The organism is Myceligenerans cantabricum, from assembly GCF_054777735.1.
The window spans coordinates 555,159-581,206 of sequence record NZ_BAAHAJ010000009.1 but is presented as its reverse complement, the minus strand read 5'-3'; the positions used below and the strand labels follow the sequence as shown (position 1 = coordinate 581,206).

Genomic DNA, 26,048 nt, shown 5'->3' with positions numbered 1-26,048 from the left:
CGGTGTGGCGTAGAACACGCGTGCGAATGTCAGGCTCCGGGCCTAGGATGCTCGCGTGAGCAATCGGCTGGTCGTCTCTGGTGCCCGTGAGCACAACCTCAAGAACGCAGACCTGGACCTTCCCAGGGACGCGCTCATCGTCTTCACGGGGCTGTCCGGGTCCGGGAAGTCCTCCCTGGCCTTCGACACGATCTTCGCCGAGGGCCAGCGCCGCTACGTCGAGTCGCTGAGCGCCTACGCGCGCCAGTTCCTCGGCCAGATGGACAAGCCCGACGTCGACTTCATCGAGGGGCTGAGCCCCGCGGTGTCCATCGACCAGAAGTCCACCAACCGGAACCCGCGGTCCACGGTCGGGACCATCACCGAGGTCTACGACTACCTGCGCCTGCTCTACTCGCGCGCGGGCACGCCGCACTGCCCGGTGTGCGGGGAGGAGATCCGGTCCCAGACGCCGCAGCAGATCGTCGACCGGGTGCTGGAGCTCCCCGAGGGGGCCCGCTACCAGGTTCTCGCGCCCGTGGTGCGGGGGCGCAAGGGTGAGTACGCCGACCTGTTCAAGGAGCTCACCGCCAAGGGCTTCTCCCGCGCCCGCGTGGACGGCGAGGTGGTGCAGCTCGCCGAGCCGCCGTCGCTCGAGAAGAAGCTCAAGCACGACATCGAGGTCGTCGTGGACCGCCTCGTCGCCCGCGAGGGCGTGCAGCGGCGGCTCACCGACTCCGTCGAGACGGCCCTCGGGCTGGCCGGCGGCCTCGTGATGATCGACATGGTCGACCTCGACGCGGACGACCCGGAGCGCCTGCGGAAGTTCTCGGAGAAGCGCTCCTGCCCCAACGACCACCCGCTCGCGCTCGACGAGATCGAGCCGCGCACCTTCTCCTTCAACGCCCCCTACGGCGCGTGCCCGGAGTGCACCGGCATCGGCTTCCGCCTCGAGGTGGACCCGGACCTGGTGATCCCGGACGAGGAGCGGTCGCTGCGCGACGGCGCCGTGGTGCCCTGGGCGCAGACCTCCAGCGAGTACTTCGAACGTGTGCTCACGGCGCTCGCGGAGGAGCTGACGTTCGACATGGACGCCCCCTGGCGCGCGCTGCCGGAGCGGGCGCGGGAGGCCGTGCTGCACGGGCGCAACCACGAGGTGCACGTGCGGTACCGCAACCGCTGGGGCCGGGAGCGGCAGTACTCCACCGGCTTCGAGGGCGTCATCACGTTCCTGGAGCGGCGGCACCGCGAGACCGACTCGGACTGGTCGAAGGAGAAGTACGAGGCCTTCATGCGCGAGGTGCCGTGCCCCACGTGCGACGGCGCGCGCCTCAAGCCCGAGGTCCTGGCCGTGAAGGTCGGCGGCCGCTCGATCGCGGAGGTGTGCCGCCTGCCGATCGCGTCGGCCGCGGAGTTCCTCAAGGGCCTGGAGCTGGGGGAGCGGGAGCGGCAGATCGCGGCCGAGGTGCTCAAGGAGATCCACGCGCGGCTCGGCTTCCTGCTCGACGTCGGGCTGCACTACCTCACGCTGGAACGTCCCGCGGGCACGTTGTCCGGCGGCGAGGCGCAGCGCATCCGCCTGGCGACGCAGATCGGGTCCGGCCTGGTGGGCGTGCTGTACGTGCTGGACGAGCCGTCGATCGGCCTGCACCAGCGCGACAACCGGCGGCTCGTCGAGACGCTGACGCGGCTGCGGGACCTGGGCAACACGCTGATCGTCGTCGAGCACGACGAGGACACCATCCGCTCGGCGGACTGGATCGTCGACGTCGGGCCCGGGGCCGGGGAGCACGGCGGGCGGGTCGTCCACTCGGGCGACCTGGCCGGGCTCCTCGAGTCCGCCGAGTCCGTGACTGGCGCCTACCTGGCGGGCAGGCGGCAGATCCCGCTGCCCGCGGCGCGACGCCCCGTGGACCGGGACCGTCGGCTCACCGTGGTCGGCGCGCGCGAGAACAACCTGCGGGACATCGACGTGTCGTTCCCGCTGGGGGTCTTCACGGCGGTCACCGGGGTGTCCGGGTCGGGCAAGTCGACGCTGGTGAACTCGATCCTGCACACCGTGCTGGCGAACGAGCTGAACGGCGCCCGGCAGGTGGCCGGGCGGCACACACGGGTCACCGGCATGGACCATCTCGACAAGGTCGTGCACGTGGACCAGGGCCCGATCGGGCGCACGCCGCGCTCCAACCCCGCCACCTACACGGGTGTGTGGGACCGGGTGCGCAAGCTCTTCGCGGAGACCACCGAGGCGAAGGTGCGCGGCTACGGGCCGGGCCGGTTCTCCTTCAACGTGAAGGGCGGGCGCTGCGAGGCGTGCACCGGCGACGGCACGATCAAGATCGAGATGAACTTCCTGCCCGACGTGTACGTGCCGTGCGAGGTGTGCCACGGGGCGCGGTACAACCGCGAGACCCTCGAGGTGCACTTCAAGGGCAAGACCGTCGCGGACGTGCTCGACATGCCGATCGAGGAGGCCGCCGGTTTCTTCGAGGCGTTCCCCGCGATCTCGCGCTACATGAAGACGCTGGTCGACGTCGGCCTGGGGTACGTGCGGCTCGGGCAGCCGGCGCCGACCCTGTCCGGCGGCGAGGCGCAGCGCGTGAAGCTGGCCACCGAGCTGCAGAAGCGGTCCACGGGCCGCACGGTCTACGTGCTCGACGAGCCGACCACCGGCCTGCACTTCGAGGACATCCGCAAGCTGCTCGGCGTGCTGCAGTCGCTCGTGGACAAGGGCAACTCGGTGATCGTCATCGAGCACAACCTCGACGTCGTCAAGAACGCCGACTGGGTGGTCGACATGGGTCCCGAGGGCGGCTCGGGCGGCGGGACGGTCGTGGCGGAGGGGACGCCGGAGGTGGTGTCGCGGGTGCTGGAGTCGCACACCGGCACGTACCTCGCCGAGGTGCTCGACGGGACGGTGCCCGTGGGCGCGGCGGCGAAGGGGAAGCCGAAGGCCGCCGACGACAAGGGCGAGGACGCCAAGGGCGCGGCGAGGAGCCGGGCGCGGCGGCGCAAGGCCGCGGTCGCGGGCTGAGCACGCCGTCGGGGCGCGCCCGGCTCTCTCACCGGTGTCGGGGGTCTGCCGGCGGGTGGTCCGGTCGGGTGTCGGAGGTTCGGAGGTCAGGTGTGCCGGGCCGGCCGGGTCTCACACGACGTCGTAGTCGACCCAGATGCGGAAGGCAGTGTGCTCGGCGGTGCGGACCGTGCCGAGGAACGCCTGCTCCGCGGTCCGCGGCTTCGTGGGCTCGATCTCGACCAGGCACGTCTGCCCGGCCGTGGCGAGGTGCTCGGTCTTCAGTCGGAACGGCCCGCACCGCCACCGGGAGTCCGGCCCGGCGATCTGGTCGAGCACGCGGTTGAAGAGCGAGAACGAGGCGTATCCCGCCATGGAGACCGGGAGCGCGGGGAACCCGTCGAAGTGTCCCCGGCACATCTCGGGCTCGACGGTGAGCTTCGCGCTGCCGCGCCGTTCGTGCACGGACACGTCGGTCACGGGCATGGCGAGCTCGTAGGGGTTGTCGGGGGAGTCTGCGTCGGGCCTCGCGGGCGATCCCACGAGGCGGCGGAACACGGCGGCCGGCATGACCGTGTACTGCACGTCCATCCGCGCGACGAGGGTTCCCGCGGAGTCCCGCAGCTCGGTGTGGGCGAGGGCCAGCCGGCGGTTCTGTCCCTGGACGACGGCGGTCCCGATGAGCGGCCCGGGAGCGGGCCGCTCTCCGGCCGGGTACATGCGCCCGACGGCGCGGTTCGCGAGGTAGTAGTTGCGGCCGCCGGTGGGGCTGCTGGTCGCAGCCGCCGACAGTCCGAGCACGGCGAGGTGTCGTCCGACCTCACCGAGGCTGATGATCTGGCTCTGCCGTCCGGGGGGTGATTGGACGGGGACGATGGCGCGGACGCGCCCGGGCTCGTTGCTGCTGAGGCCTTCGAGGGCGTAGTACGGTCGCGTGACGCAGATGAGCGACGCGATCTCTTCATAGGTAACCTTGGCGTTCGTGCTGGTGGGCACGTGGATCACCCCTGGGTTAGCAACGGGTTGGTAACTTCTGCTAAGACTCGCATATCCGGCAAACGGGTCCTAGACCCCCGACTCGATCGGCAGGTGAAATCCTTCTTCGCCGGGCGTTTCGCCGGCGTAACGTGACCTGCCCGTCGGCGAGAAAAAATGTGCCAAGCGCCGTCGGGGCGTCGGTGGCGTCCGACGCCCGGAACCCGCTCGATCACTGAGCGCCCCGCGTCGGCGGCCGGCGCCTCGGAGCGCTCCGGACGGACGGCAGGGTCGGGCTCCCGCGGCCCCGAGGTGTGCGCTGCTGTGACGAAGGACACAAGCCCACGATGTGAACACCTTCTGGCCGAGATCGAGGACGTGGCTGACGAGCAGGATCCTGGCAACGAGCGCGGAGGCGCGGGGAGGCGTGGCCTCCGTCACACCGCGCCGCTAGGGTGAGCCCCATGAGTGGAGCCACCCATGACTATGCCGTCGAGGTGACCTGGACGGGCGCCGGGGACGCGGGGACGTCGTCCTACACCGCGTACTCCCGCGACCACGACGTGCTGGTACCGCACAAGCCCCCGCTCCCCGGCAGCGCCGACCCCGCGTTCCGCGGGGACCCGGCCCGGTACAGCCCGGAGGAGCTGTTCGTCGCGAGCCTGAGCCAGTGCCACATGCTGTGGTTCCTGCACCTGGCGGGCGTCAGCGGGCTGGTGGTGCGTGAGTACTCGGACTCCGCGACCGGGACGATGCGCGTCGAGTCGCGCGGCGAGGGGCAGTTCACCGACGTCACGCTCCGTCCCCGCATCCTGGCCGACGACGGCGAGCTGGCCACCGACGAGCAGATCGCCGCCCTGCACCACAAGGCGCACGCGATGTGCTTCATCGCCCGCTCGGTGAACTTCCAGGTCCTCGTGGAGCCGGTACCGCTGGCGGCCACGACCGCCTGAGCGGCCCGGCCGTTCCTCGACCGGCCGGGCCGGCCCGGCCGGCGCGGGAAAGCATTGTCAGCCAGTCGAACTACAGTTCAGGGCATGGCAGACCCGGCCACCTACCGTCCCCGGCCCGGCGAGATCCCGACCTCGCCGGGCGTGTACCGCTTCCGCGACGAGCACGGGCGCGTGATCTACGTCGGCAAGGCGAAGAACCTGCGTCAGCGGCTCTCCAACTACTTCCAGGACCTCGCGAACCTGCACCACCGCACACGCACCATGGTCACCACCGCGGCGTCGGTCGAGTGGACGGTCGTGGGCACGGAGGTGGAGGCGCTGACGCTCGAGTACACGTGGATCCAGCAGTACGACCCGCGGTTCAACGTGAAGTACCGGGACGACAAGTCGTACCCGTACCTGGCGGTGACGCTGGGCGAGGAGGTCCCGCGCGCCCAGGTGATGCGCGGTGCCAAGCGCAAGGGCACCCGGTACTTCGGCCCGTACGGGCACGCGTGGGCCATCCGCGAGACCTTGGACCAGGTGCTGCGCGTCTTCCCGATCCGGACCTGCTCGGCGGGCGTGTACCGGCGTGCCGCGAGGTCCGGGCGCCCCTGCCTGCTGGGCTACATCGACAAGTGCTCGGCGCCGTGCGTGGGGCGGATCAGCCCGGAGGAGCACCGCGATCTCGCGCTCGACTTCTGCGACTTCATGTCCGGCGAGACGAAGCGGTTCGAGAAGCGGCTCGGCGCGGAGATGACCGCGGCGGCCGAGGCCATGGAGTACGAGCGGGCGGCGAGGCTGCGCGACGACATCGGGGCGCTGCGCCGTGCCACCGAGAAGAACGCCGTCGTGCTCGGCGACGGGACGGACGCGGACGTGTTCGCGCTGGCCGGGGACGAGCTCGAGGCGGCCGTGCAGGTGTTCCACGTGCGCGGCGGACGCATCCGCGGCCAGCGTGGCTGGGTCGTGGAGAAGGTCGAGGACGTCTCGGACGCGGAGCTCGTCGAGCACCTGCTGCAGCAGGTCTACGGTGCCGTCGCGGACGGTGACCGCGAGGCGATGCGCGACGCCGTGCCGCGCGAGGTGCTGGTCCCCGTCCTTCCGCCGGACCCCGACCAGGTCATCGCGTGGCTGACCGGCCTGCGCGGCTCGCGCGTCGACCTGCGGGTGCCGCAGCGCGGCGACAAGAAGGAGCTCGCCGCCACCGTCTTGCGGAACGCCGAGCACTCGCTCGTGCTGCACAAGACCCGCCGCGCCGGGGACCTGACCACCCGCGGCCAGGCGCTGCAGGAGATCCAGGAGGCGCTCGACCTGGACAGCGCCCCGCTGCGCATCGAGTGCTACGACGTCTCCCACACGGGCGGCACCTACCAGTCGGCGTCGATGGTCGTGTTCGAGGACGGCCTGCCCCGCAAGGGCGAGTACCGCACGTTCAGCGTCCGCGGCCCGGACGGTGACGGCGCGCGCGACGACACGGCCGCCATGCACGAGGTCATCACCCGGCGGTTCAAGCGCTACCTCGCCGACCGCCTCAAGGCCGGCGACGTGGAGCTCGAGTCCGGCGAGGTCGACCCCGACGACGACGCGCGCCCCGAGGAGACCAAGCGCTTCGCCTACCCGCCGAGCCTCGTCGTGGTCGACGGCGGCCCGCCCCAGGTCGCCGCGGCCGCACGCGCCATGGCGGAGCTCGGTGTCACCGACGTCGCCCTGTGCGGCCTCGCCAAGCGCCTGGAGGAGGTGTGGGTGCCCGACGACGAGTACCCGGTCATCCTGCGGCGCTCCTCCGAGGGCCTCTACCTGCTCCAGCGCGTGCGGGACGAGGCGCACCGCTTCGCGATCCAGGCGCACCGCAGGCGGCGCAGCAAGGGCATGGTCGCGTCCGCGCTGGACGACGTCCCCGGACTCGGCCCCGCCCGCAAGAAGGCCCTCCTGGCGCACTTCGGCTCGGTCAGGAAGCTGCGCGCCGCGAGCGCCGAGGAGATCGCGACCGTCCGCGGCATGGGCGAGGCCACCGCGCTCGCCGTCGTGCGGGCGCTGGCGCCGGCGCCGGGCGAGGCGGCCCAGGGGAGGGCTGGCGAGGGCAGGCCGGCCTCCGGTGGGACGGCTGCGGGCGAGGTGGCCCCCGGCGAGGCGGAGCCGGGGTAGGCGCGTCGTGGCTGGCATGCTGGGACCCATGAACGAACCGCACCCGACGACCGCGCCGTCGGGCATCGCGGCGATCGACGCCGCCGCGCCGCCCGCGCCCGCAGACCCGCAGCCCGAGGTCCTCATCATCACCGGCATGTCCGGCGCCGGGCGTTCGCGCGCCGCCGCCGTGCTGGAGGACCTCGACTGGTACGTGGTCGACAACCTGCCGCCGATGATGCTGGTCCCGCTCGTGGACCTGATGAGCAAGGGATCGACGATCGACAGCGTCGCCGCCGTCGTCGACGTGCGCGGCCGGGAGTTCTTCAGCGAGCTCGACAAGGTGCTCGCGCACATGAGCGAGCGGGACGTCGCCTACCGGATCCTGTTCCTCGACGCGTCGGACGAGGCGCTGGTGCGCCGGTTCGAGCAGGTGCGCCGGCCCCACCCGTTGCAGGGCGACGGGCGGATCCTCGACGGCATCAGCGCGGAGCGCTCCCTCCTGGCCACCATCAAGGAGCGGGCGGACATCGCGATCGACACGTCCGACCTGTCCGTGCACGACCTGTCGCGGGAGATCCGGCGGTCGCTGGCGGACCCGGCCTCGGAGACGCTGCGTATCACCTTGCTCTCGTTCGGGTTCAAGTACGGCATCCCTCTGGACGCGGACCACGTGGTGGACGTACGGTTCCTGGCCAACCCCTACTGGATCACCGAGCTGCGGCACCTGACCGGCCACGATGCTCCGGTGCGGGACTATGTGCTCGCCCGGCCCGGGGCGATCGAGTTCGCGGACCGGTACTCGTCGGCCCTCGAGCCCGTGCTCGCGGGCTACCTCGAGGAGGAGAAGCGCTACGCCACGATCGCGGTGGGCTGCACGGGCGGGAAGCACCGCTCGGTCGCGATGGCCGACGCCATCGCCGAACGTCTGCGTGCTGCCGGGCACCGGGTGCGGGTCACGGCCCGCGACCTCGGACGTGAGTAGGGCAGGAAGGTGCCGATGAGGCCAGAGTGGAGCAAGAACCCGGCGGTCGTCGCGCTCGGCGGGGGGCATGGCCTGTCGGCCACGCTGTCGGCACTGCGCCTGATGTCCGACCGGCTCACCGCCGTCGTCACGGTGGCCGACGACGGCGGGTCGTCGGGGCGCCTGCGCGACGAGCTGGAGGTGCTGCCGCCGGGTGACCTGCGCATGGCGCTCGCCGCGCTGTGCGACGACTCGGAGTGGGGCCGGACCTGGAGCGCGATGCTCCAGCACCGGTTCCGGTCGGACGGTGATCTCGACAACCACGCCGTGGGGAACCTGCTGATCGTCGCGCTGTGGGAGCTGCTGGACGATCCGGTGGCGGGGCTGGACTGGGTGGGCCGGCTGCTCGGGGCGCGCGGCAGGGTGCTGCCGATGGCGTCGGTGCCGCTGGTGGTGGAGGCGGACGTGCACAGGGACCCGTCCGAGGCGGGGCGGGGGCGCCCGGTGTCGGAGACGGTGGTGGGGCAGAGCCGGGTGGCGGTGACGGACGGGCGGATCGAGCAGCTGCGGCTGGTGCCGTCGGACCCGCCGGCGCCGCAGGAGGCCGTCGAGGCGGTGCGGGAGGCGGACTGGGTGGTGCTGGGGCCGGGCTCCTGGTACTCGTCGGTGCTGGTGCACCTGCTGGTCCCGGAGCTGGCGCAGGCGTTGCACGAGACCCCGGCGCGCAGGTGCGTGACGCTCAACCTGTCGGCGGACCGGGGGGAGACGGCGGGGCTGACGGCTGTCGACCACCTGGAGGCCCTGCACAAGCACGCCCCGAGCCTGCGGATCGACGCCGTGGTGGCGGACCCGTCGGCGGTGGAGGACGTGTCCGAGCTGACCGACGCGGCCGGCCGGATGGGCGCCAGGCTCCTGATGCGGCAGGTCCGGCGGGGTGACGGCACCGCGCGGCACGACGCGCTGCGGCTGGCTGCGGCGTACCGTGACGTGTTCGAGGACGTCTTCGGGGACGTGTGACGAGGCGAGGACGTGGAGCCCCGCCGGTACGGCATCCTCGACACGCCGGGACATTTCACGCGGTCCTCCGCGATTCTCCCCACGGCAGGTCGGGCAGTACGTGGCAGGATGGCCGCCATGGCGCTCACGGGACAGGTCAAGGAGGAGCTCGCACGCGTGCGGGTGGCGAAGACGTCCTGCCGCAAGGCCGAGGTGTCCGCGACGCTCCGGTTCTCCGGTGGGCTGCACATCATCTCGGGCCGCGTGGTGATCGAGGCCGAGCTGGACAACGAGTCGGCTGCCACGAGGCTGCGCCAGACGATCCAGGACCTGTACGGGCACACCAGCGAGCTGATCGTGGTCCAGGCGGGCGGTATCCGCAAGTCGTCGCGGTTCGTGGTCCGCGTGGTGCGTGACGGCGAGTCGCTGGCCCGGCAGACGGGCCTGCTGGACGCGCGGGGCCGGCCGGTGCGCGGGCTGGCGCCGGAGGTGGTGTCCTCGGGCGTGGCGGAGGCCGAGTCCGTGTGGCGGGGCGCGTTCCTCGCGCACGGGTCGCTGACGGAGCCGGGCCGGTCCATGTCGCTGGAGGTCACCAGCCCCGGCCCGGAGGCGGCGCTCGCGCTGGTCGGGGCGGCGCGGCGGCTGGGCGTGCCCGCGAAGTCGCGCGAGGTGCGCGGCATCGACCGCGTGGTGATCCGGGACGGCGACGCCATCGCGACGATGCTGCGCCGGATCGGTGCCCCGGAGACGCTGGCCGTGTGGGAGGAGCGCCGCGCGCGGCGCGAGGTGCGCGGCACGGCGAACCGCCTGGCGAACTTCGACGACGCCAACCTGCGGCGCTCCGCCCGGGCCGCGGTCGCCGCCGGGGCGCGCGTGCAGCGGGCGTTCGAGATCCTGGCCGAGGACGTGCCGGACCACCTGCGCCAGGCCGGCGAGCTCCGGCTCGCGCACAAGCAGGCGTCCCTGGAGGAGCTGGGCCGGCTCGCCGACCCGCAGCTCTCCAAGGACGCGGTGGCGGGCCGCATCCGCCGCCTGCTGTCGACGGCGGACAAGCGGGCCGCCGAGCTCGGCATCCCGGACACGGAGTCGGGCCTGAGCCCGGACCTGCTGGACATCTGACGAGGGGCGGGCGGGCCCTGCACGGGGACGGGCCGAAGCGCGAGCGGAGAGCGTTCGTCGCGGTGCGAGGTGCTCGGTCCCGGTCCGGCGTCCGGTGCCGCCCTGGAGTCCGATCCCGTATGGTTCTCGCGTGGGATCGAAGCGTCAGCGCAGGTCAAAGGCCAAGAAGTACGGCAACCCCGCGAAGCGGGCAGCGGTGCTCGCAGCGGAGCGCGGGCAGGACGGCCCACCGGGCGAGGCTCAGCTCGGCGCACTACCTGACCGTACGACCACGGCCCTGGACTCCATCCAGAAGCTGCTGGGCGGCTCCTCGCGAGAGCGCACTGCGGGCTGGTTCGCCGACGCGCAGGAGAGCATCCGCTCCGGATCCGCCGCGCTGGTCGGTCTGGACGGCCCGCGTGCCGTCATGGTCGCGACCGCCGAGCTGCTCGGCGGTGTCTACCACCACGTGCTGCACGAGGTCGGCCGGGACATGTTCTTCGAGGAGTTCTCCGCGGAGCTGATCGAACGCACGGCCGCGGACCTGCAGGACGGTGTCGGCGACCCCGAGCGCCTGGCCCGGCTCCTGTACGGCCTGTGCGCGATGGCGCTCCCGGACGACGCCGAGGAGATCTGGGCCCGGTATCTCGCCGCGGTCGGTGCCTCCCGGAGCTTTCCCGCGGCGCCGTGGCTGCTGTCGAAGCCCGAGTTGCGCGCGACGGGTCGCCTGTGGCGAGCCATGGACGAGATCGGCGGCGCGCGCCGCGTGGTGTTCGCGGAGCTGGAGTGGGCACGCGACACGTTCGTCTACGCGTGGGACATCGACGTCTGCGACCACCCACTACCGCTCAACGCCGGCGTGTTCGACGACGTCGAACAGGCGCACGCGGCGTGGCAGGCATGGGTGGGACCGGTGGCGCGGGACGCGAGGCCCGAACGGGTCGACGACGTGCCGTGGGGACACCTGTACCGCGAGTCGTTCATGGGCCTGCGCGGGGACGAGACCCGCTCGCTCATGGACAACTGGCACCTGACGCAGCGGGCCGCCCAGCTCGTCGGATCCCGGCTCGGTACCTCGCCGGAGGACGAGCGCGCCGACTGGCGCGACGCGCTGGTCGACTTCGTCGCCTGGTGCGAGGCCGAGCGCGGGAGACCGCTGACCGCCGACGAGCGCGACGTGACCGAGGCCTTCGTGGAGTACTGGTGCGATCTGATCCCGCGCGACACCTGGGGCGTCATCTCGCCGCACCGCATCGTGTGGAACCGCGGGGCGATCACGGACTGGTTCGACGACGAGTGGTACCCCAAGGTACTCACCGTCCTGCCGGACTGGATCCGGTACCAGGGGCACCGCACCGGCGCCACGGAGGCGCACGTGGAGCGCGCGCTCACGTTCGCGCACGGCGAGGGCAGACGCGAAGCGCAGGACTGCCCCGGTGCGGACTTCGGGAGCGCCTCCGACGACGCGCCGGAGGCGGCTCCGGTCCGAGCCTGATCGGCACGGGATCAGGCCGTGCGGAGGCGTGGCAACCTCACCGCCGGCCCTCCGCCGCGTGGGCGATGTTGCGCTGCATGCCCCCGAACACGATGGTGTGGAACGGGCTGATCGCCCACCAGTAGAGCTGCCCCGGCAGCCCGCGCGGCGAGAAGATCGCGCGCTGCCGGAAGGTCGGGCGCGCGCCGTCGCCGTCCTCGACGGACAGCTCCAGCCAGGCCAGGCCCGGCAGGCGCATCTCCGCGCGCAGCCGCAGCAGGCGGCCGGGCTCGATCGCCTCGACGCGCCACCAGTCCAGGGCGTCGCCCGGGGCGAGGTGGTCCGGGTGCCGACGGCCGCGTCGCAGGCCGGGCCCGCCGAACAGCCGGTCCATGATGCCGCGGGCGGCCCAGCCCAGCCGCCAGGAGTACCAGCCGTGCGCGCCCCCGATGCCCTCGATCACCGTCCAGAGGGCCTCGGGCGTGGTGTCCACCTCCCGGGACCGGTCGTCGACCAGGAGACTCCCTCCGGCCCAGTCCGGGTCCTCGGGCAGCGGGTCCGACGGCGCCCCGGGGGCGGACGCGGACACCCAGCTCGTCCGGACGTCGAGCTCACGGATCCGCGCCAGGGCGAGCGTGACCGCGTCGTCGAAGCCCAGCAGACCCTCGGGCGGGTCGGGCACGTGGTCCTTGATGTCGTCCTCACGGGTCACCACCTCGTGCACGAGCGACCCCACCAGGGGGCGGGCGATAGTCGGCGGGACCGGGGTGACGAGACCGACCCAGTGACTCGCCAGCCCCGGCGTCAGGACAGGTACGGCGCGGATGACCCGGCGGTGGAGCCCCGCGGCGGCGGCGTAGCGCTGCATCATCTCGCGATAGGTGAGCACGTCCGGCCCGCCGATGTCGAAGGCCCTGCTGACCGACGCCGGGAGGTCCGCCACCGCCACGAGGTAGCGCAGCACGTCACGCACGGCGATCGGCTGGATGCGGTTGTCGATCCAGCGCGGGGCCACCATGGCCGGGAGCCGCTCGGTGAGGTAGCGCATCATCTCGAAGGACGCGCTGCCCGAGCCGAGGATCACGGCGGCACGCAGCACGATCGTCGGGGCCCCGCCGTCCAGCAGGATCTCCTCCACCTCGCGGCGGGACTCGAGGTGGTCGGACAGCCGCTCGCCCTCGGGATGCAGGCCGCCGAGATAGACCACCCGTCCGACACCGGCCTCCCGGGCGACGACCGCGAAGCCGCGTGCCGTGCCCCGGTCGCGCTCGGCGAACCCCTTGCCGGCGCCCAGGGCGTGGATCAGGTAGTAGGCGACGTCCACTCCGTCGAGCGCGCGGCGCAGGTCGGCCCGTGACGTGGCGTCGCCCGTCACGACGTCGACGTCGCCGGCCCAGTCCCGGGACGAGATCCGCTCGGCGTGGCGGGTCAGCACCCGGACCGTGTACCCGGCGGCAAGGAGCTCGGGGACCAGCCGTCCGCCGATGTAGCCGGTCGCACCGGTCACGAGGACGAGGGGCATGAGGCACCGCCTTTCGTCGGGATCACCATCCCGAGATCAGGAAGCCAGGCAAGTTGCTAGTCAGGCTAGATGTTATCGTGATGGCCTGTCCTCCGGCAGGTCCGACACCGCCTCGATGCCCGGGGAGGGGGTCATGATCCGGGAGGCGCCCACGGCGGGGCGACGGCCTGCCGGTCGGCGGCGGGTGCTCGTCACGATCGGCTACGTGGGGTATGTGGTCGGCTCGACGATCGGCGTCAGCCCCGTCGCCGGAGACGAGCGCGACGGCGAGCGCTTTCCGCGCGCGCTGCGCAGGCGTCGTACCTGCTGCTCTGTGAGATCGGACAAAACAGCGCGTCTCAGGTAGTCCGGCTCGGGTCACGCGTGTCCCCGCTTCGGGTATAGGCTCGGTCGCGTCAGGTGACGACGGTGTGACCTCCACGTTTCGGGCCAGGTCACCGCCTGCCCTCGTGGAGGGCGCCGCTGATCAGCGGCTTCGCGCTGACCACTCGACAAACGGCACCGTGCGTCGCGCCCCACCGGGCAGGACGTGGCGGCGCCCGCAAGGAATTCGAACCGTGTGCGTCGGCCGAGCGCTGGCGCGCCTCTGAGGAGGGCATCGTGACCATCCGCGTCGGCATCAACGGCTTCGGCCGCATCGGACGTAACTTCTACCGCGCGATCATCGCGTCGGGAGCGGACATCGAGATCGTCGGGGTCAACGACCTGACGGACAACAAGACGCTTGCGCACCTGCTCAAGTACGACACGGTGCTGGGCCGTTTCCCGCTGTCGGTCGACTTCGACGACGAGAACATCATCGTGGACGGCAAGAAGATCCGTGCCCTGGCCGAGCGCGACCCGGCGAACCTGCCGTGGGGCGAGCTGGGCGCTGACGTCGTCATCGAGTCCACGGGCTTCTTCACCGACGCCACGAAGGCCAAGGCGCACATCGACGGCGGCGCCAAGAAGGTCATCATCTCGGCCCCGGCCAAGAACGAGGACGCCACCTTCGTCATGGGCGTCAACAACGAGCAGTACGACCCGGCGACGCACCACATCATCTCGAACGCGTCGTGCACCACGAACTGCCTCGCCCCGCTGGCCAAGGCCCTGAACGACTCGCTGGGCATCGAGCGTGGCCTCATGACCACCATCCACGCCTACACCGGCGACCAGAACCTGCAGGACGGCCCGCACAAGGACCTGCGCCGCGCCCGTGCGGCCGCGACCAACATCGTGCCGACCTCGACCGGTGCCGCCAAGGCCGTGGCGCTCGTCCTGCCGGAGCTCAAGGGCAAGCTCGACGGCTACGCGCTGCGCGTGCCGACCATCACCGGGTCGGCCACGGACCTCACCTTCACCGCCTCCAAGGAGACCACGGTGGACGAGGTCAACGCCGCGGTCAAGGCCGCCGCGGAGGGCACGCTCAAGGGCATCCTCTCCTACGTCGACGACGAGATCGTCTCGAGCGACATCGTCACCGACCCGCACCAGAGCATCTTCGACTCCAAGCTCACGAAGGTGATCGGCGGCCAGGTCAAGGTCGTCTCCTGGTACGACAACGAGTGGGGTTACAGCAACAGCCTCGTCGCCCTGACGACGTTCGTCGGCGAGAAGCTCTGACCTACCGCTCCGGCGCTCCGCTTCGTCCCGACGCGAGGTAGAGCCCGACGCCGCGAGGCAGCGCCCGGCGGCACGAACCTGGGCCCTCGGCGGTCCCGTCGTGCTGTCCGCACGTTCTGCCTCGCGCCGTCCGGCTCTGCCTCGCGCGCGTGCCCGGCACTTCCAGAAGGGTTCCCCTGTGAAGACCATCGACTCCCTCGGTGAGCTGCGCGGCAAGCGCGTGCTCGTCCGTTCCGACTTCAACGTGCCGCTGTCCGAGGTCGACGGCAGCCCGGCCATCTCCGACGACGGCCGTATCCGCGCCGCCCTGCCCACCCTGCGGCGCCTGTCCGAGGCCGGCGCGCGCGTCGTGGTGGCCGCGCACCTCGGCCGGCCCCAGGGCGAGCCGAAGCCCGAGTTCTCCCTCGCGCCGGTCGCGGCGCGCCTCGGCGAGCTGCTCGGCGCCCCCGTCGCGCTGGCCGAGGACGTGACCGGCCCGTCCGCGCGCAAGACCGTCGGCGACCTCGCCGACGGCCAGGTCGCGCTCCTGGAGAACGTGCGGTTCGACGCGCGCGAGACCTCCAAGGACGACGCGGAGCGTGCCGAGCTCGCCGCCGAGCTCGGCGAGCTCGCGGACGCGTTCGTCTCCGACGGCTTCGGCGTCGTGCACCGCAAGCAGGCCTCGGTGTACGACGTCGCGCGGCTCCTCCCGGCCGCGGCCGGCGAGCTGGTGCTCAAGGAGGTCGAGTCCCTCACGCGTGCGACGGGAGAGCCGGAGCGCCCGTACGCCGTCGTGCTCGGCGGCTCGAAGGTGAGCGACAAGCTCGGCGTCATCGCGAACCTGCTCACCAAGGCGGACCGGCTGCTCATCGGCGGCGGCATGGTCTTCACGTTCCTGGCGGCCAAGGGCCTCTCGGTGGGCAGCTCCCTGCTGGAGAAGGACCAGATCGAGGCCGTCCGGGGCTACCTCGCCACGGCCGAGGCCAACGGCGTGGAGATCGTGCTGCCCACCGACATCGAGGCCGCGGACTCGTTCGCCGTCGACGCGCCGCACCGCACGGTGGCGGCCGACGCGATCCCGGACGGCACCATGGGCCTGGACATCGGCCCCGAGTCCGGCGCGCTGTTCGCCGCCCAGCTGGCCGACGCGCGGACGATCGCCTGGAACGGGCCCATGGGCGTGTTCGAGTTCGAGGCGTTCGCGCCCGGGACACGGACCGTCGCGCAGGGCATCGTGGACGCGACGGCGAACGGCGCGTTCTCCATCGTGGGCGGCGGCGACTCCGCCGCGGCCGTGCGGGCCCTCGGCTTCGACGAGGCCGGCTTCAGCCACATCTCCACGGGCGGCGGCGCGAGCCTCGAGCTGCTCGAGGGCAAGGAGCTTCCCGGCCTCACGGTCCTCGCCTGAGGCGCCGCGGCCGCCGCGACATCGACACAGAGAGAAGACACACCATGACCACCCGACGCACGCCGCTCATGGCGGGCAACTGGAAGATGAACCTGGACCACCAGCAGGCGATCAGCACGGTCCAGAAGCTGGCCTGGACGCTGAAGGACGGCAAGCACGACTACGCCGCCGTCGAGGTGGCGGTCCTGCCGCCGTTCACCGACCTGCGCTCCGTGCAGACCCTGGTCGACGCCGACAAGCTCGACATCCGCTACGGCGGCCAGGACCTGTCGCAGCACGAGTCCGGCGCGTTCACGGGCGAGGTCTCCGGACCGCTGCTGGCCAAGCTCGGCTGCGCCTACGTGGCCGTCGGCCACTCGGAGCGCCGCCAGCACCACGCCGAGTCCGACGAGCTGGTCGCCGCCAAGGTGGCCGCCGCGCTGAAGAACGGGCTCTCGCCGATCCTGTGCGTGGGCGAGGGCCTGCACGTGCGTCAGGCGGGTGAGCAGGTGCCCTTCACGCTCGCGCAGCTGGACGCGGCGCTGGCCGGCCTGGCGGCCGAGGAGGCCGCGAAGGTCGTCGTCGCGTACGAGCCCGTCTGGGCGATCGGCACGGGCGAGGTCGCGACGCCGGAGGACGCGCAGGAGGTCTGCGGAGCGATCCGCGGCCGCCTCGCCGAGCTGTACGACGCCGACCTGGCCGGCGCGGTGCGCGTCCTGTACGGCGGCTCGGTCAAGTCGGGCAACGTCGCGCAGATCATGGCGCAGCCCGACGTCGACGGCGCGCTCGTCGGCGGTGCCAGCCTGGACCCGGAGGAGTTCGCCAAGATCGTGCGCTACCAGTCGCACGTGACGGTCTGAACCGACACCCCGCGGTCACCGAACCGACACTCCGCAGACCGGGCGCGCGACGTGCCCGCGTCGTGTGAGAGACTCGGTGCCGATGGACGAAGCCCCCAGTTCAGTTCTCTGACCTGGGGGTTCGTTCATCGGGCAAACCCTCGCTTACCCTTGATTCCGATCCGCCGTCGGAGTGATCTCCGGCACACTAGTTGATGAGGACGTGAAGTTCGTGGACGTGCTCCAGATCATCCTGCAGGTTCTGCTGGTCATCACCAGCGCCTTCCTGACCATGCTCGTACTGCTCCACAAGGGCAAGGGTGGCGGGCTCTCCGACATGTTCGGCGGCGGTATCTCCATGGGCGCCGGGTCCTCCGGCGTCGCCGAGCGCAACCTGAACCGCATCACGGTCGCCTTCGCGCTCGTGTGGACCGTGGTGATCGTGCTGCTCGGCCTGGTTCAGAAGGTCAGCTGACCCGAGCGGTTCGACGCGCGGGCGGTCGGCCACCCAACCTCACGGAGGGGACGAGGAACGTGGCATCTGGCGGGCATGCGATCAGGGGTAGCCGGGTAGGCGCCGGCCCCATGGGCGAGACCGAGCGAGGCGAGGCTGCTCCGCGCGTAAGAGTTTCCTACTGGTGCGCCAACGGGCACGAGACGGCACCGAGCTTCTCGGTCGGTGCCGACGTGGAGGCCCCGGTGCACTGGGACTGCCCGCAGTGCGGGTACCCGGCGGGGATGGACCCCGCGAATCCACCCTCACCGGTCCGGAACGAGCCGTACAAGACTCACCTGGCCTACGTGAAGGAGCGCAGGTCGGAAGAGGACGGTGCGGCGCTCCTGGCCGAGGCTCTGGAAGCGCTCCACATCCGCCGCGGCCGCGTCGCGAGCTGAGCCGCGGCCCGCGCAGCGCTCCGCGCCGCAGCCGCCCCGGCACCGAGGTGGTGGGACCGTGCAGGCCCCGCCACCCCGGGGGCGGTGCGTCCTGCCGTGGTACTAGGCGGTGGGGGCCGGGCTCGTGCTTCCCGCGGCCGCCGCGTCCAGGAGCCAGAGGGTCCGGACGGCGCCGACCGCGCCGACCGCCGGGACATGAGCGACCGCCTCCGGGACGTCGTCCGGCGTCGTACCCATCGCCGCGGCGGCCTGGGCCGCCTTCTCAGCGCCCGCGGCGACGATCCACACCTCGCGCGCCGCGCGGAGGGTGCCGAAGGTCAGCGAGACCCGCTCCGGCGGCGGCTTGGGAGAGCCGTGCACGCCCACCGTGGCGCCCGTGGCGCCGAGCGCCGCGTGCCCCGGGAACAGCGAGGCGACGTGCCCGTCCGGGCCCATGCCGAGCAGCAGGACGTCGAAGGCCGGCACGGCCGGGGCCGCGGGGTCCGCCGGGCCGTCACCGTCGGGCTCGTGCGCCGCGAACCGGGCCAGCTCCGCCGCGTACGCCGCGGCGCCCTCCTCGGGTGAGGCGACGGCGGAGGGCCCCGGCATCGCGTGCACGTTCCTGGCCGGCAGACCGTGCTCGGCGACCAGGGCGTCGACCAGCGCCTCGCGGGCCTGGGTCTCGTTGCGGTCGGGGTCGCCGTCGGGCAGGAACCGCTCGTCGCCCCACCACAGGTGCACGCCGCTCCAGTCCACGGCCGTGACGAGCGGCGACGCGGCCACGCTCGCGAGCGTACGGATCCCCACGGTGCCGCCCGTGAGGACGACGTGCACGGGGGAGCGGACCGACTGCACGTCCAGGACGCGCGTGAGCAGCCGTGCGGCGGTGGCCTCGGCCAGCACCCCGGCGTCGGGATGCACGACGACGAGCCGGGTGGCGGGACGACCGGCCGCGGCCGCGACGGGCCGGTCCGCCGCCGTGCCGGGGACGTCGCTCATGCCGCCCCCTCGACCTCGACCAGGGGCAGCCCCTTGGCCAGAGCCTTCTCGTAGACCTCGTCCGGGTCGAGCCGGCGCAGCTCTTCGATGAGGGCCTCGTTGAGCTTGCGGATCGGCAGCGCGATCCGTCGCGCCGGCTTGCCCGGCTCGGTGATGGTGACGACGCGGCCGTCGGGCCTGTCCAGCACGATGTCGCCGTCCTTGCGCTCCAGGACCACCTTCGTGATGGCTTCCGCGCCGTCGACCGGCACGACCGTGGCGGGGCACCCCAGCCGCTCGCCGAGCCAGGCGGCCAGCAGGTGCAGCGACGTGTGCCGCACCTCGCCCTCGACGCGCACGTTCTGCACGGGGCCGAACGGCGGCTGCTCGACGGCGGCGGCGATGAGCGCGCGCCACAGCGTCACGCGGGCCCACGCCAGGTCCGTGTCGCCGGGCCTGGACACCCCGGGGAGGGTGTGGAGCATGGCGACCGGGTCCTCGACGGCGGTGGTGTCGGTGATGCGGCGGTGCGCCATGGCGCCGACCGGGTCCGCCGCGGGCTCGGCGGGCGCCTCGCGCGGCCACCAGACGACGATCGGGGCGTCGGGCAGGAGCAGCGGCATCACCAGGGTGTCGCAGCGTTCGAGCAGCGGACCCGACGCCCGCAGCACCACGACCTCCGAGGCGCCGGCGTCGCCGCCCACGCGGATCTGCGCGTCGAGGCGTGGCGCGCCGTCGTGGGAGGGTGCCACGACGATGACGCGGCACGGGTGCTCGCGGCTGGCGTCGTTGGTGGTGGCGACCGCCTCCTCGACGTCCCGCTCGTCCGCGAGGACCACGAGGGTGAGCACGCGGCCCAGGGCGACGGCGCCGCCCTCGTCGCGCAGCGACACCAGCCGACGGTTGACGTCGTTGGCGGTGGTGTCCGGCATGTCGATAATCACTGTGTCCGCCCTTCGAGGTGGTTCCTGCGCAGCGCCGGCGACGTCATGGTCGCCGCCAGGCCCGGCCGTCGCGGGCCAGCATCTCGTCCGCCGACGGCGGCCCCCACGTCCCGGACGCGTACTGCTCCGGCCGGCCCTGCTTCGCCCAGTAGGCGGTGATCGGGTCGAGCATCTTCCAGGAGAGCTCGACCTCCTCGTGCGTGGGGAAGAGTGGCGGGTCGCCGAGGAGGACGTCGAGGATGAGCCGCTCGTACGCCTCGGGGGACGACTCGGTGAACGAGTGCCCGTACCCGAAATCCATGGTCACGTCGCGCACCTGCATGGCCGTGCCCGGCACCTTCGCGCCGAACCGCATCGTCACGCCCTCGTCGGGCTGCACGCGGATCACCAGGGCGTTGTTCCCCAGCTCGGAGGTCAGCGACGACTCGAACGGCAGGTGCGGCGCCTTCTTGAAGACCACCGCCACCTCGGTGACGCGGCGGCCCAGCCGCTTGCCGCTGCGCAGGTAGAACGGGACGCCCGCCCAGCGGCGGTTGTCCACGTCCACGCGGATCGCGGCGTACGTCTCGGTGGTGGAGTCCGGCGAGATGCCGTCCTCCTGCAGGAAGCCGTTGACCTCCTCGCCGCCCTGCCAGGCCGGGGCGTACTGCCCGCGGGCGGTGTGCCGGCCCAGCGACTTGGGGAGCCGCAGCGAGGACAGCACCTTGATCTTCTCGGCGCGCAGCTCGGCGGCGTCGAACGTGATGGGCTCCTCCATGGCGACGAGCGCGAGGAGCTGTACCAGGTGGTTCTGGATGACGTCGCGCGCGGCGCCGATCCCGTCGTAGTAGCCCGCGCGTCCGCCGATGCCGATGTCCTCGGCCATCGTGATCTGCACGTGGTCCACGTAGTTCGCGTTCCAGATCGGCTCGAACATCTGGTTGGCGAACCGCAGCGCCAGGATGTTCTGGACGGTCTCCTTGCCCAGGTAGTGGTCGATGCGGAACACCGAGTCCGGGGAGAAGACCTCGGAGACGACGGACTCCAGCTCGCGCGCGCTCGCCAGGTCGTGGCCGAACGGCTTCTCGATGACGACGCGCCGCCAGGCCTCGCCGTCGGCCGTGTAGGTGTCCGGGGTGGACAGGCCGTGCTTCGACAGCTGCTTGCACACCAGCGGGAACGCGCTCGGCGGCACGGACAGGTAGAAGGCGTGGTTGCCGCCGGTGCCGCGCTCGGCGTCCAGCGTCTCGACGGTCTCGCGCAGGCGCTCGAACGCGTCGTCGTCGTCGAAGGAGCCCTGCACGAACCGGATGCCCTCGGCGAGCTGGCGCCAGGTGGCCTCACGGAACGGGGTGCGGGCGTGCTCCTTGACGGCGTCGTGCACGATCTTGGCGAAGTCCTGGTCCTCCCACTCGCGGCGGGCGAAGCCCGTCAGCGCGAAGCCGGGCGGGAGCAGGCCGCGGTTGGCCAGGTCGTACACCGCGGGCATGAGCTTCTTGCGCGCCAGGTCACCCGTGACCCCGAAGATGACCAGGCCGCAGGGCCCCGCGATGCGGGGCAGGCGGAGGTCGAGGGGATCACGGAGCGGGTTGTGGTCGGCACTGATCCTTGCTGGTCGCAACGACGTCCTCCGGGATTGTGTGTACGTGCCGGCGCCGGCCCTGCGGCCGGTGCCGTTGCGCGGACCGGGCCCGTGCCAGGGCCCCGGTCCGCGCGACGCGGGCTCAGCCCGCCTCGTCGAGGCCGGCCTGGGTGGTGGCCAGCAGCTCCTCCCAGCTCTTCTCGAACTTGCCGACGCCCTCGACCTCCAGGAGCTGGGTGACCCCGTCCATGGAGACGCCGTGGGCCTCGATCGCGGCCACGGTCGCCGCCGCGGTGCCGGCGGTCCCGGTGACCGTGTCGGCGAGCACGATGCCGTGGTCGGCGAACGCGTCGAGGGTCTTCTCCGGCATGGTGTTCACCACGCCGTCCACGACGAGCTCGTCGACGTACATGGTGTCGCGGTACTCCGGGTTCTTCACGCCGGTGGACGCCCACAGCGGGCGCTGCGGGTGGCCGCCGTCCGCCGCCAGGGCGGACCAGCGCTCGCCGGCGAACGACTCCTCGTAGGCCGCGTAGGCGAGACGGGCGTTCGCGATGGCGGCCTGGCCGCGCAGGGCGAGCGCCTCCTCGGAGCCGACGTCCTCGAGCTGCTTGTCGACCTCCGAGTCGACCCGGGAGACGAAGAACGAGGCGACCGAGCCGATGGGGCCCAGCTCGTGCCCGTTCGCCCGGGCGGCCTCCAGGCCGGCCATGAACGCGTCCATGACCGCCCGGTACCGCTCGATCGAGAAGATCAGCGTGACGTTCACGCTGATGCCCTCGGCCAGCACCGCGGTGATCGCGGGCAGGCCCTCGATCGTGGCGGGGATCTTGATCATGACGTTCGGCCGGTCGACGGTGGCCCAGAGGCGCTTCGCGACCTCGATCGTGGCTGCGGTGTCGTGCGCCAGGCGCGGGTCCACCTCGATCGACACGCGGCCGTCGACCGTGCCCGACGCGTCGTACACGCCGCGTAGCACGTCGGCCGCGGCACGGACGTCGTCGGTGGTGATCCTCTCGACCGCGGCCTCGACGTCGGTCCCGGCCAGCTCGGCGAGGGTCCCGGCGTACGCGTCACCGCGGGACAGGGCGCCGGCGAAGATCGTCGGGTTCGTCGTCACTCCGACGACGTCCCTCGTCTCGATCAGCTCGGCCAGGTTGCCCGTGTCCAGCCGCTCCCGCGACAGGTCGTCCAGCCAGATGGACACGCCTGCCTCGGACAGCCGCTTGGTGGGGTTCGCCTGCTCGTTCATGTGCCTGCTCCTCTCTCGTACGTACGCTCGGGCCCCTCGTGGGGGCGAGACGCTGCTCAGGAGGCCGCGGCGGCGATCGAGTCCTTCGCGGCGCCGGCCACGGCCTCGGCCGTGATGCCGTACTCCGTGAAGAGCGTCTTGTAGTCCGCCGAGGCGCCGTAGTGCTCCAGCGAGACGGAGCGACCGGCGTCGCCCACGATCTCGCGCCAGCCCAGCGCGATGCCTGCCTCGACCGACACGCGGGCCCGCACGTCCGCCGGGAGCACCTGCTCCCGGTAGTCCGCGTCCTGCCTGGCGAACCACTCGACCGACGGCATCGACACGACACGGGCCTGCACGCCGTCGGCCGCGAGGAGCTCGCGCGCCCGCACGGCGAGCTGCACCTCGGAGCCCGTGCCGACCAGGATCACGTCCGGGGTCCCGTCCGTGTCCAGGAGGGTGTAGCCGCCCCGGAGGGTGTCCTCGGCGCCGGCGAAGCCGTCGGCGCCGCGGGGGAAGGTCGGCACGCCCTGGCGGGTGAGCACGAGGCCGGCCGGGTTCTGCGTGTTCTCCAGGATCCCGCGCCAGGCCCAGGCGGTCTCGTTGGCGTCCGCGGGGCGCACGACGTCGAGGTTCGGGATGGCGCGCAGGGCGGCCAGGTGCTCCACGGGCTGGTGGGTGGGGCCGTCCTCGCCCAGGCCGATCGAGTCGTGCGTCCACACGAACGTCGTCGGGATCTCCATGAGGGCGGAGATGCGGACCGACGCGCGCATGTAGTCGGCGAACTGGAGGAACGTGCCGCCGTACGGACGCGTCAGGCCGTGCAGCACGATGCCGTTCAGGATCGCGCCCATGCCGTGCTCGCGGATCCCGAAGTGCAGCGTGCGGCCGTACTGGTCGCCCGGGAACTTCTTGGTGGCGTGCTCGGACGGGACGAACGACGGCTCGCCGTCCATCGTCGTGTTGTTCGAGCCCGCGAGGTCGGCCGAGCCGCCCCACAGCTCGGGCAGGACGTCCTTCAGGGCGCTCAGGACCTTGCCCGACGCCGCGCGGGTCGCCATGCCCTTCTCGGTGTCGGCCGGGAACTCGGGCAGCTCGCCGGTCCAGCCCGCGGGCAGCTCGCGCCGGGTGAGCCGGTCCAGCAGCGCGGCGTTGTCCGGGTTGGCCGTCCGCCACGCGGCGTAGGCCTTCTCCCAGGCCTGGCGCTCGTCGCCCTGGCGCTCCGCGACGGCGCGGGTGTGCGCCAGCACGTCGTCGTCGATGTGGAACGACAGGTCGGGCTCGACGCCGAGCACCCGCTTCAGGCCCGCGACCTCCTCGGTGCCGAGCGCGGAACCGTGGATCCCGCCGGTCCCCTGCTTGGTCGGCGCGGGCCAGCCGATGATGGTGCGCAGCGCGATGATCGACGGCTTGCCGGTCTCCGACCGGGCGGCGTCCAGGGCGGCCGCGAGCCCGTCGACGTCCTCGGCGTAGCCGGTGCCGCGCGAGGCCCAGTCCACCCGCTGGGTGTGCCAGCCGTAGGCCTCGTAGCGGGCCAGGACGTCCTCCGTGAACGCGATGTCGGTGTCGTCCTCGATCGAGATCTTGTTGTCGTCCCAGATCACGACGAGGTTGCCGAGCTGCTGGTGGCCGGCGAGCGACGACGCCTCGCTGGTGACGCCCTCCTGGAGGTCGCCGTCGGAGGCGATGACGTACACGTGGTGGTCGAACGGCGACGTGCCGGGGGCGGCCTCCGGGTCGAGCAGGCCCCGCTCGCGACGCGTGGCGAACGCCATGCCGACGGCGGAGGCAAGGCCCTGCCCGAGGGGGCCGGTGGTGATCTCCACCCCTTCGGTGTGGCGGTACTCCGGGTGGCCGGGTGTCTTGGAGCCCCAGGTGCGCAGTGCCGCGAGGTCCTCCATCTCCAGGCCGTATCCCGCCAGGAAGAGCTGGAGGTAGAGGGTCAGGGAGGAGTGCCCGGCGCTGAGCACGAAGCGGTCGCGACCCACCCACGCCGGATCGGCCGGGTCATGGCGCATCGTCTTCTGGAACAGCAGGTAGGCCGCGGGGGCCAGGGAGATCGCGGTGCCGGGGTGTCCGCTGCCGACCTTCTCCACGGCGTCTGCGGCGAGCGCCTTGATCGACGTCACCGCGCGCTGGTCGAGCTCGGACCAGTCGAACGGGGTCAGGCGGGGGTCGAACGTCATCTCGAATCCTCTTCTCACCGCTGGCTGACGGGGCCGCGCGGGTCGTACGGTGAGCGGCGTGATCCCGCCTGGAGCGGGGCCGCCGCGGATGCCTCGACTCACCCTATAGCCGCAGACTGACAGCCGTCCCGGGGTGTCCGCACTCTGTCAGACGGGTCCGCGGCCCTGGTCGGCGTCCTGGTGGCGGTGAGCCGGAGAAGGGGTCCCGGATCGGGGCGAACGTCACAGGTTCGGCCGCCCTGCCGGGTGCGCGCACCACGGTGCCGTCGTCGTACCATGAGCAGGCCCGATCCGCCGTCCGAACGGAAACTCCGCACCGTGAGCACACCAGCGTCGTCCATGGCCCGCGATTCTGCCGCCGGGGCCGCGGCGCCGTCCTCGGACAGCGCACCGTCGGGCGTCACGGAGCCGACGACGGACGACGCCGTCCCGACGGGCGAGAGCGCGGACGTCCGCGAGGGCCTCGCCAACTACGACCGCCGCGCGAGCGGCTGGTTCCTGCGCCGGGCGGGCGCGTACGTGGCGCTCACCAAGCCGCGCGTGATCGAGCTGCTGCTGGTCACGACGATCCCCACGATGGTCCTGGCCGAGCGCGGCTGGCCGTCGGTCTGGCTGATGCTCGCCACACTGGTCGGCGGGTCGCTGGCGGCGGGCAGCGCGAACGCGTTCAACATGTACCTGGACCGGGACATCGACCGGCTGATGAACCGCACGAAGCGGCGGCCGCTGGCGACGGGCGAGATCTCGCCGCGGGCGGGCCTGGTGTTCTCCTGGATCCTGTGCGGTCTGGCGCTGGCCTGGTTCGCCCTGGTGGTGAACCTCGCGGCGGCGTGGCTGACGGCGGCGGCGATCGCGATCTACGTGGTCGGCTACACGATGATCCTGAAGCGGCGCACGCCGCAGAACATCGTGTGGGGCGGCATCGCGGGCTGCATGCCGGTGTTCATCGGCTGGGCCGCCGTGACGGGCGGGCTGAGCTGGTCGGCGCTCGCCCTGTTCGGCGTGATCTTCTTCTGGACGCCGCCGCACTACTGGCCGCTGTCGATCAAGTTCAAGCGGGACTACGCGGCCGCCGACGTGCCGATGCTGCCCGTCGTCTCGGACGACCGCCGCGTCGCCGCCGAGATGGTCGGCTACACGCTCGCGATGATCGCCTGCTCGCTGGTGCTCATCCCGCTCGCCGGCATGACGTGGGTGTACACCGTCGTGGCCGCGGGCCTGGGCGTGTGGTTCCTGACCTCCACGATCCTCATGCTGCGCCGGGCCAAGCAGGGTGCCGCGGGCAAGCGCCTCGGCGCGATGAAGGTCTTCCACGCGTCGATCAGCTACCTGTCCGTGCTGTTCCTCGCGGTCGCGGTGGACGTCTTCCTGCCGTTCTGAGCCGT

The 26,048-nt window shown here is 72.2% G+C and carries 20 protein-coding genes; 13 read left to right on the top strand and 7 right to left on the bottom strand.

Annotated elements, in window-relative coordinates; all coding sequences use genetic code 11:
* The first annotated feature begins 55 nt into the window (after window positions 1–55).
* Window positions 56–3,013 (top strand): excinuclease ABC subunit UvrA, encoded by a 2,958-nt coding sequence (uvrA, locus tag ACYU96_RS11785; RefSeq protein WP_460753363.1) that lies wholly within the window; start codon window positions 56–58, stop codon window positions 3,011–3,013.
* Window positions 3,014–3,124: 111 nt separating this feature from the next.
* On the opposite strand, the gene ACYU96_RS11780 is transcribed toward uvrA, so the two are convergent.
* A complete protein-coding gene (locus ACYU96_RS11780; RefSeq protein ID WP_460753360.1) occupies window positions 3,125–3,988 on the bottom strand; it encodes a hypothetical protein in 864 nt (287 codons plus the stop codon).
* 443 nt (window positions 3,989–4,431) lie between these two features.
* On the opposite strand from ACYU96_RS11780, the gene ACYU96_RS11775 reads away from it, so the two are divergent.
* From ACYU96_RS11775 to ACYU96_RS11750, 6 genes are all read left to right on the top strand, one after another.
* Window positions 4,432–4,920: an OsmC family protein gene (locus ACYU96_RS11775; protein WP_460753357.1), complete on the top strand. Its 489-nt coding sequence runs from the start codon at window positions 4,432–4,434 to the stop codon at window positions 4,918–4,920.
* Window positions 4,921–5,004: 84 nt separating this feature from the next.
* On the top strand, window positions 5,005–7,047 hold the full coding sequence (uvrC, locus tag ACYU96_RS11770; protein WP_460753354.1) for an excinuclease ABC subunit UvrC: 2,043 nt from the start codon (window positions 5,005–5,007) through the stop codon (window positions 7,045–7,047).
* A gap of 28 nt (window positions 7,048–7,075) precedes the next feature.
* Window positions 7,076–8,011, top strand: a complete 936-nt coding sequence (rapZ, locus tag ACYU96_RS11765; RefSeq protein WP_460753352.1) for an RNase adapter RapZ — start codon at window positions 7,076–7,078, stop codon at window positions 8,009–8,011.
* A gap of 15 nt (window positions 8,012–8,026) precedes the next feature.
* Window positions 8,027–9,007, top strand: coding sequence for a gluconeogenesis factor YvcK family protein (locus ACYU96_RS11760; protein ID WP_460753349.1), 981 nt, complete (start codon window positions 8,027–8,029; stop codon window positions 9,005–9,007).
* A gap of 117 nt (window positions 9,008–9,124) precedes the next feature.
* A complete protein-coding gene (gene whiA, locus ACYU96_RS11755) occupies window positions 9,125–10,105 on the top strand; it encodes a DNA-binding protein WhiA (protein ID WP_460753346.1) in 981 nt (326 codons plus the stop codon).
* 130 nt (window positions 10,106–10,235) lie between these two features.
* A complete protein-coding gene (locus ACYU96_RS11750) occupies window positions 10,236–11,579 on the top strand; it encodes a hypothetical protein (RefSeq protein WP_460753343.1) in 1,344 nt (447 codons plus the stop codon).
* Window positions 11,580–11,616: 37 nt separating this feature from the next.
* Here ACYU96_RS11750 and ACYU96_RS11745 read toward each other — a convergent pair whose 3' ends face one another.
* Window positions 11,617–13,080 carry an SDR family oxidoreductase gene (locus ACYU96_RS11745; protein ID WP_460753340.1) on the bottom strand — a complete coding sequence of 488 codons (1,464 nt, stop codon included), beginning with the start codon at window positions 13,078–13,080 and terminating at the stop codon, window positions 11,617–11,619.
* A 600-nt stretch (window positions 13,081–13,680) separates the two neighbouring features.
* Here ACYU96_RS11745 and gap point away from each other — a divergent pair.
* The 5 genes from gap to ACYU96_RS11720 all read left to right on the top strand — a co-directional run bounded on the left by gap (window position 13,681) and on the right by ACYU96_RS11720 (window position 17,784).
* Window positions 13,681–14,685: a type I glyceraldehyde-3-phosphate dehydrogenase gene (gene gap, locus ACYU96_RS11740; RefSeq protein WP_460753337.1), complete on the top strand. Its 1,005-nt coding sequence runs from the start codon at window positions 13,681–13,683 to the stop codon at window positions 14,683–14,685.
* A 178-nt stretch (window positions 14,686–14,863) separates the two neighbouring features.
* Window positions 14,864–16,072, top strand: a complete 1,209-nt coding sequence (locus tag ACYU96_RS11735) for a phosphoglycerate kinase (protein ID WP_460753335.1) — start codon at window positions 14,864–14,866, stop codon at window positions 16,070–16,072.
* A 44-nt stretch (window positions 16,073–16,116) separates the two neighbouring features.
* Entirely contained in the window at window positions 16,117–16,911 is a 795-nt protein-coding gene (gene tpiA / locus ACYU96_RS11730; protein ID WP_460753332.1) for a triose-phosphate isomerase, read from the top strand.
* A gap of 211 nt (window positions 16,912–17,122) precedes the next feature.
* Window positions 17,123–17,365 carry a preprotein translocase subunit SecG gene (secG, locus tag ACYU96_RS11725; protein WP_123814306.1) on the top strand — a complete coding sequence of 81 codons (243 nt, stop codon included), beginning with the start codon at window positions 17,123–17,125 and terminating at the stop codon, window positions 17,363–17,365.
* Between the two features lie 110 nt (window positions 17,366–17,475).
* The gene (locus ACYU96_RS11720) at window positions 17,476–17,784 is read left to right on the top strand and encodes an RNA polymerase-binding protein RbpA (RefSeq protein WP_460753329.1); all 309 of its coding nucleotides are present in this window, start codon (window positions 17,476–17,478) and stop codon (window positions 17,782–17,784) included.
* A gap of 102 nt (window positions 17,785–17,886) precedes the next feature.
* On the opposite strand, the gene pgl is transcribed toward ACYU96_RS11720, so the two are convergent.
* From pgl to tkt, 5 genes are all read right to left on the bottom strand, one after another.
* The gene (gene pgl / locus ACYU96_RS11715) at window positions 17,887–18,762 is read right to left on the bottom strand and encodes a 6-phosphogluconolactonase (RefSeq protein ID WP_460753327.1); all 876 of its coding nucleotides are present in this window, start codon (window positions 18,760–18,762) and stop codon (window positions 17,887–17,889) included.
* Window positions 18,759–19,685: a glucose-6-phosphate dehydrogenase assembly protein OpcA gene (locus ACYU96_RS11710; RefSeq protein WP_460753324.1), complete on the bottom strand. Its 927-nt coding sequence runs from the start codon at window positions 19,683–19,685 to the stop codon at window positions 18,759–18,761. Before ACYU96_RS11710 ends, pgl begins: the two co-directional genes overlap by 4 nt.
* Before the next feature lie 43 nt (window positions 19,686–19,728).
* A complete protein-coding gene (gene zwf, locus ACYU96_RS11705) occupies window positions 19,729–21,285 on the bottom strand; it encodes a glucose-6-phosphate dehydrogenase (protein ID WP_460753322.1) in 1,557 nt (518 codons plus the stop codon).
* Window positions 21,286–21,388: 103 nt separating this feature from the next.
* Window positions 21,389–22,498 carry a transaldolase gene (tal, locus tag ACYU96_RS11700; RefSeq protein WP_460753320.1) on the bottom strand — a complete coding sequence of 370 codons (1,110 nt, stop codon included), beginning with the start codon at window positions 22,496–22,498 and terminating at the stop codon, window positions 21,389–21,391.
* Window positions 22,499–22,554: 56 nt separating this feature from the next.
* Window positions 22,555–24,663, bottom strand: a complete 2,109-nt coding sequence (tkt, locus tag ACYU96_RS11695; protein ID WP_460753318.1) for a transketolase — start codon at window positions 24,661–24,663, stop codon at window positions 22,555–22,557.
* Between the two features lie 318 nt (window positions 24,664–24,981).
* Between tkt and ACYU96_RS11690 the strand changes: the two genes are divergently transcribed.
* A complete protein-coding gene (locus ACYU96_RS11690; RefSeq protein WP_460753315.1) occupies window positions 24,982–26,043 on the top strand; it encodes a heme o synthase in 1,062 nt (353 codons plus the stop codon).
* Window positions 26,044–26,048 lie beyond the last annotated feature (5 nt).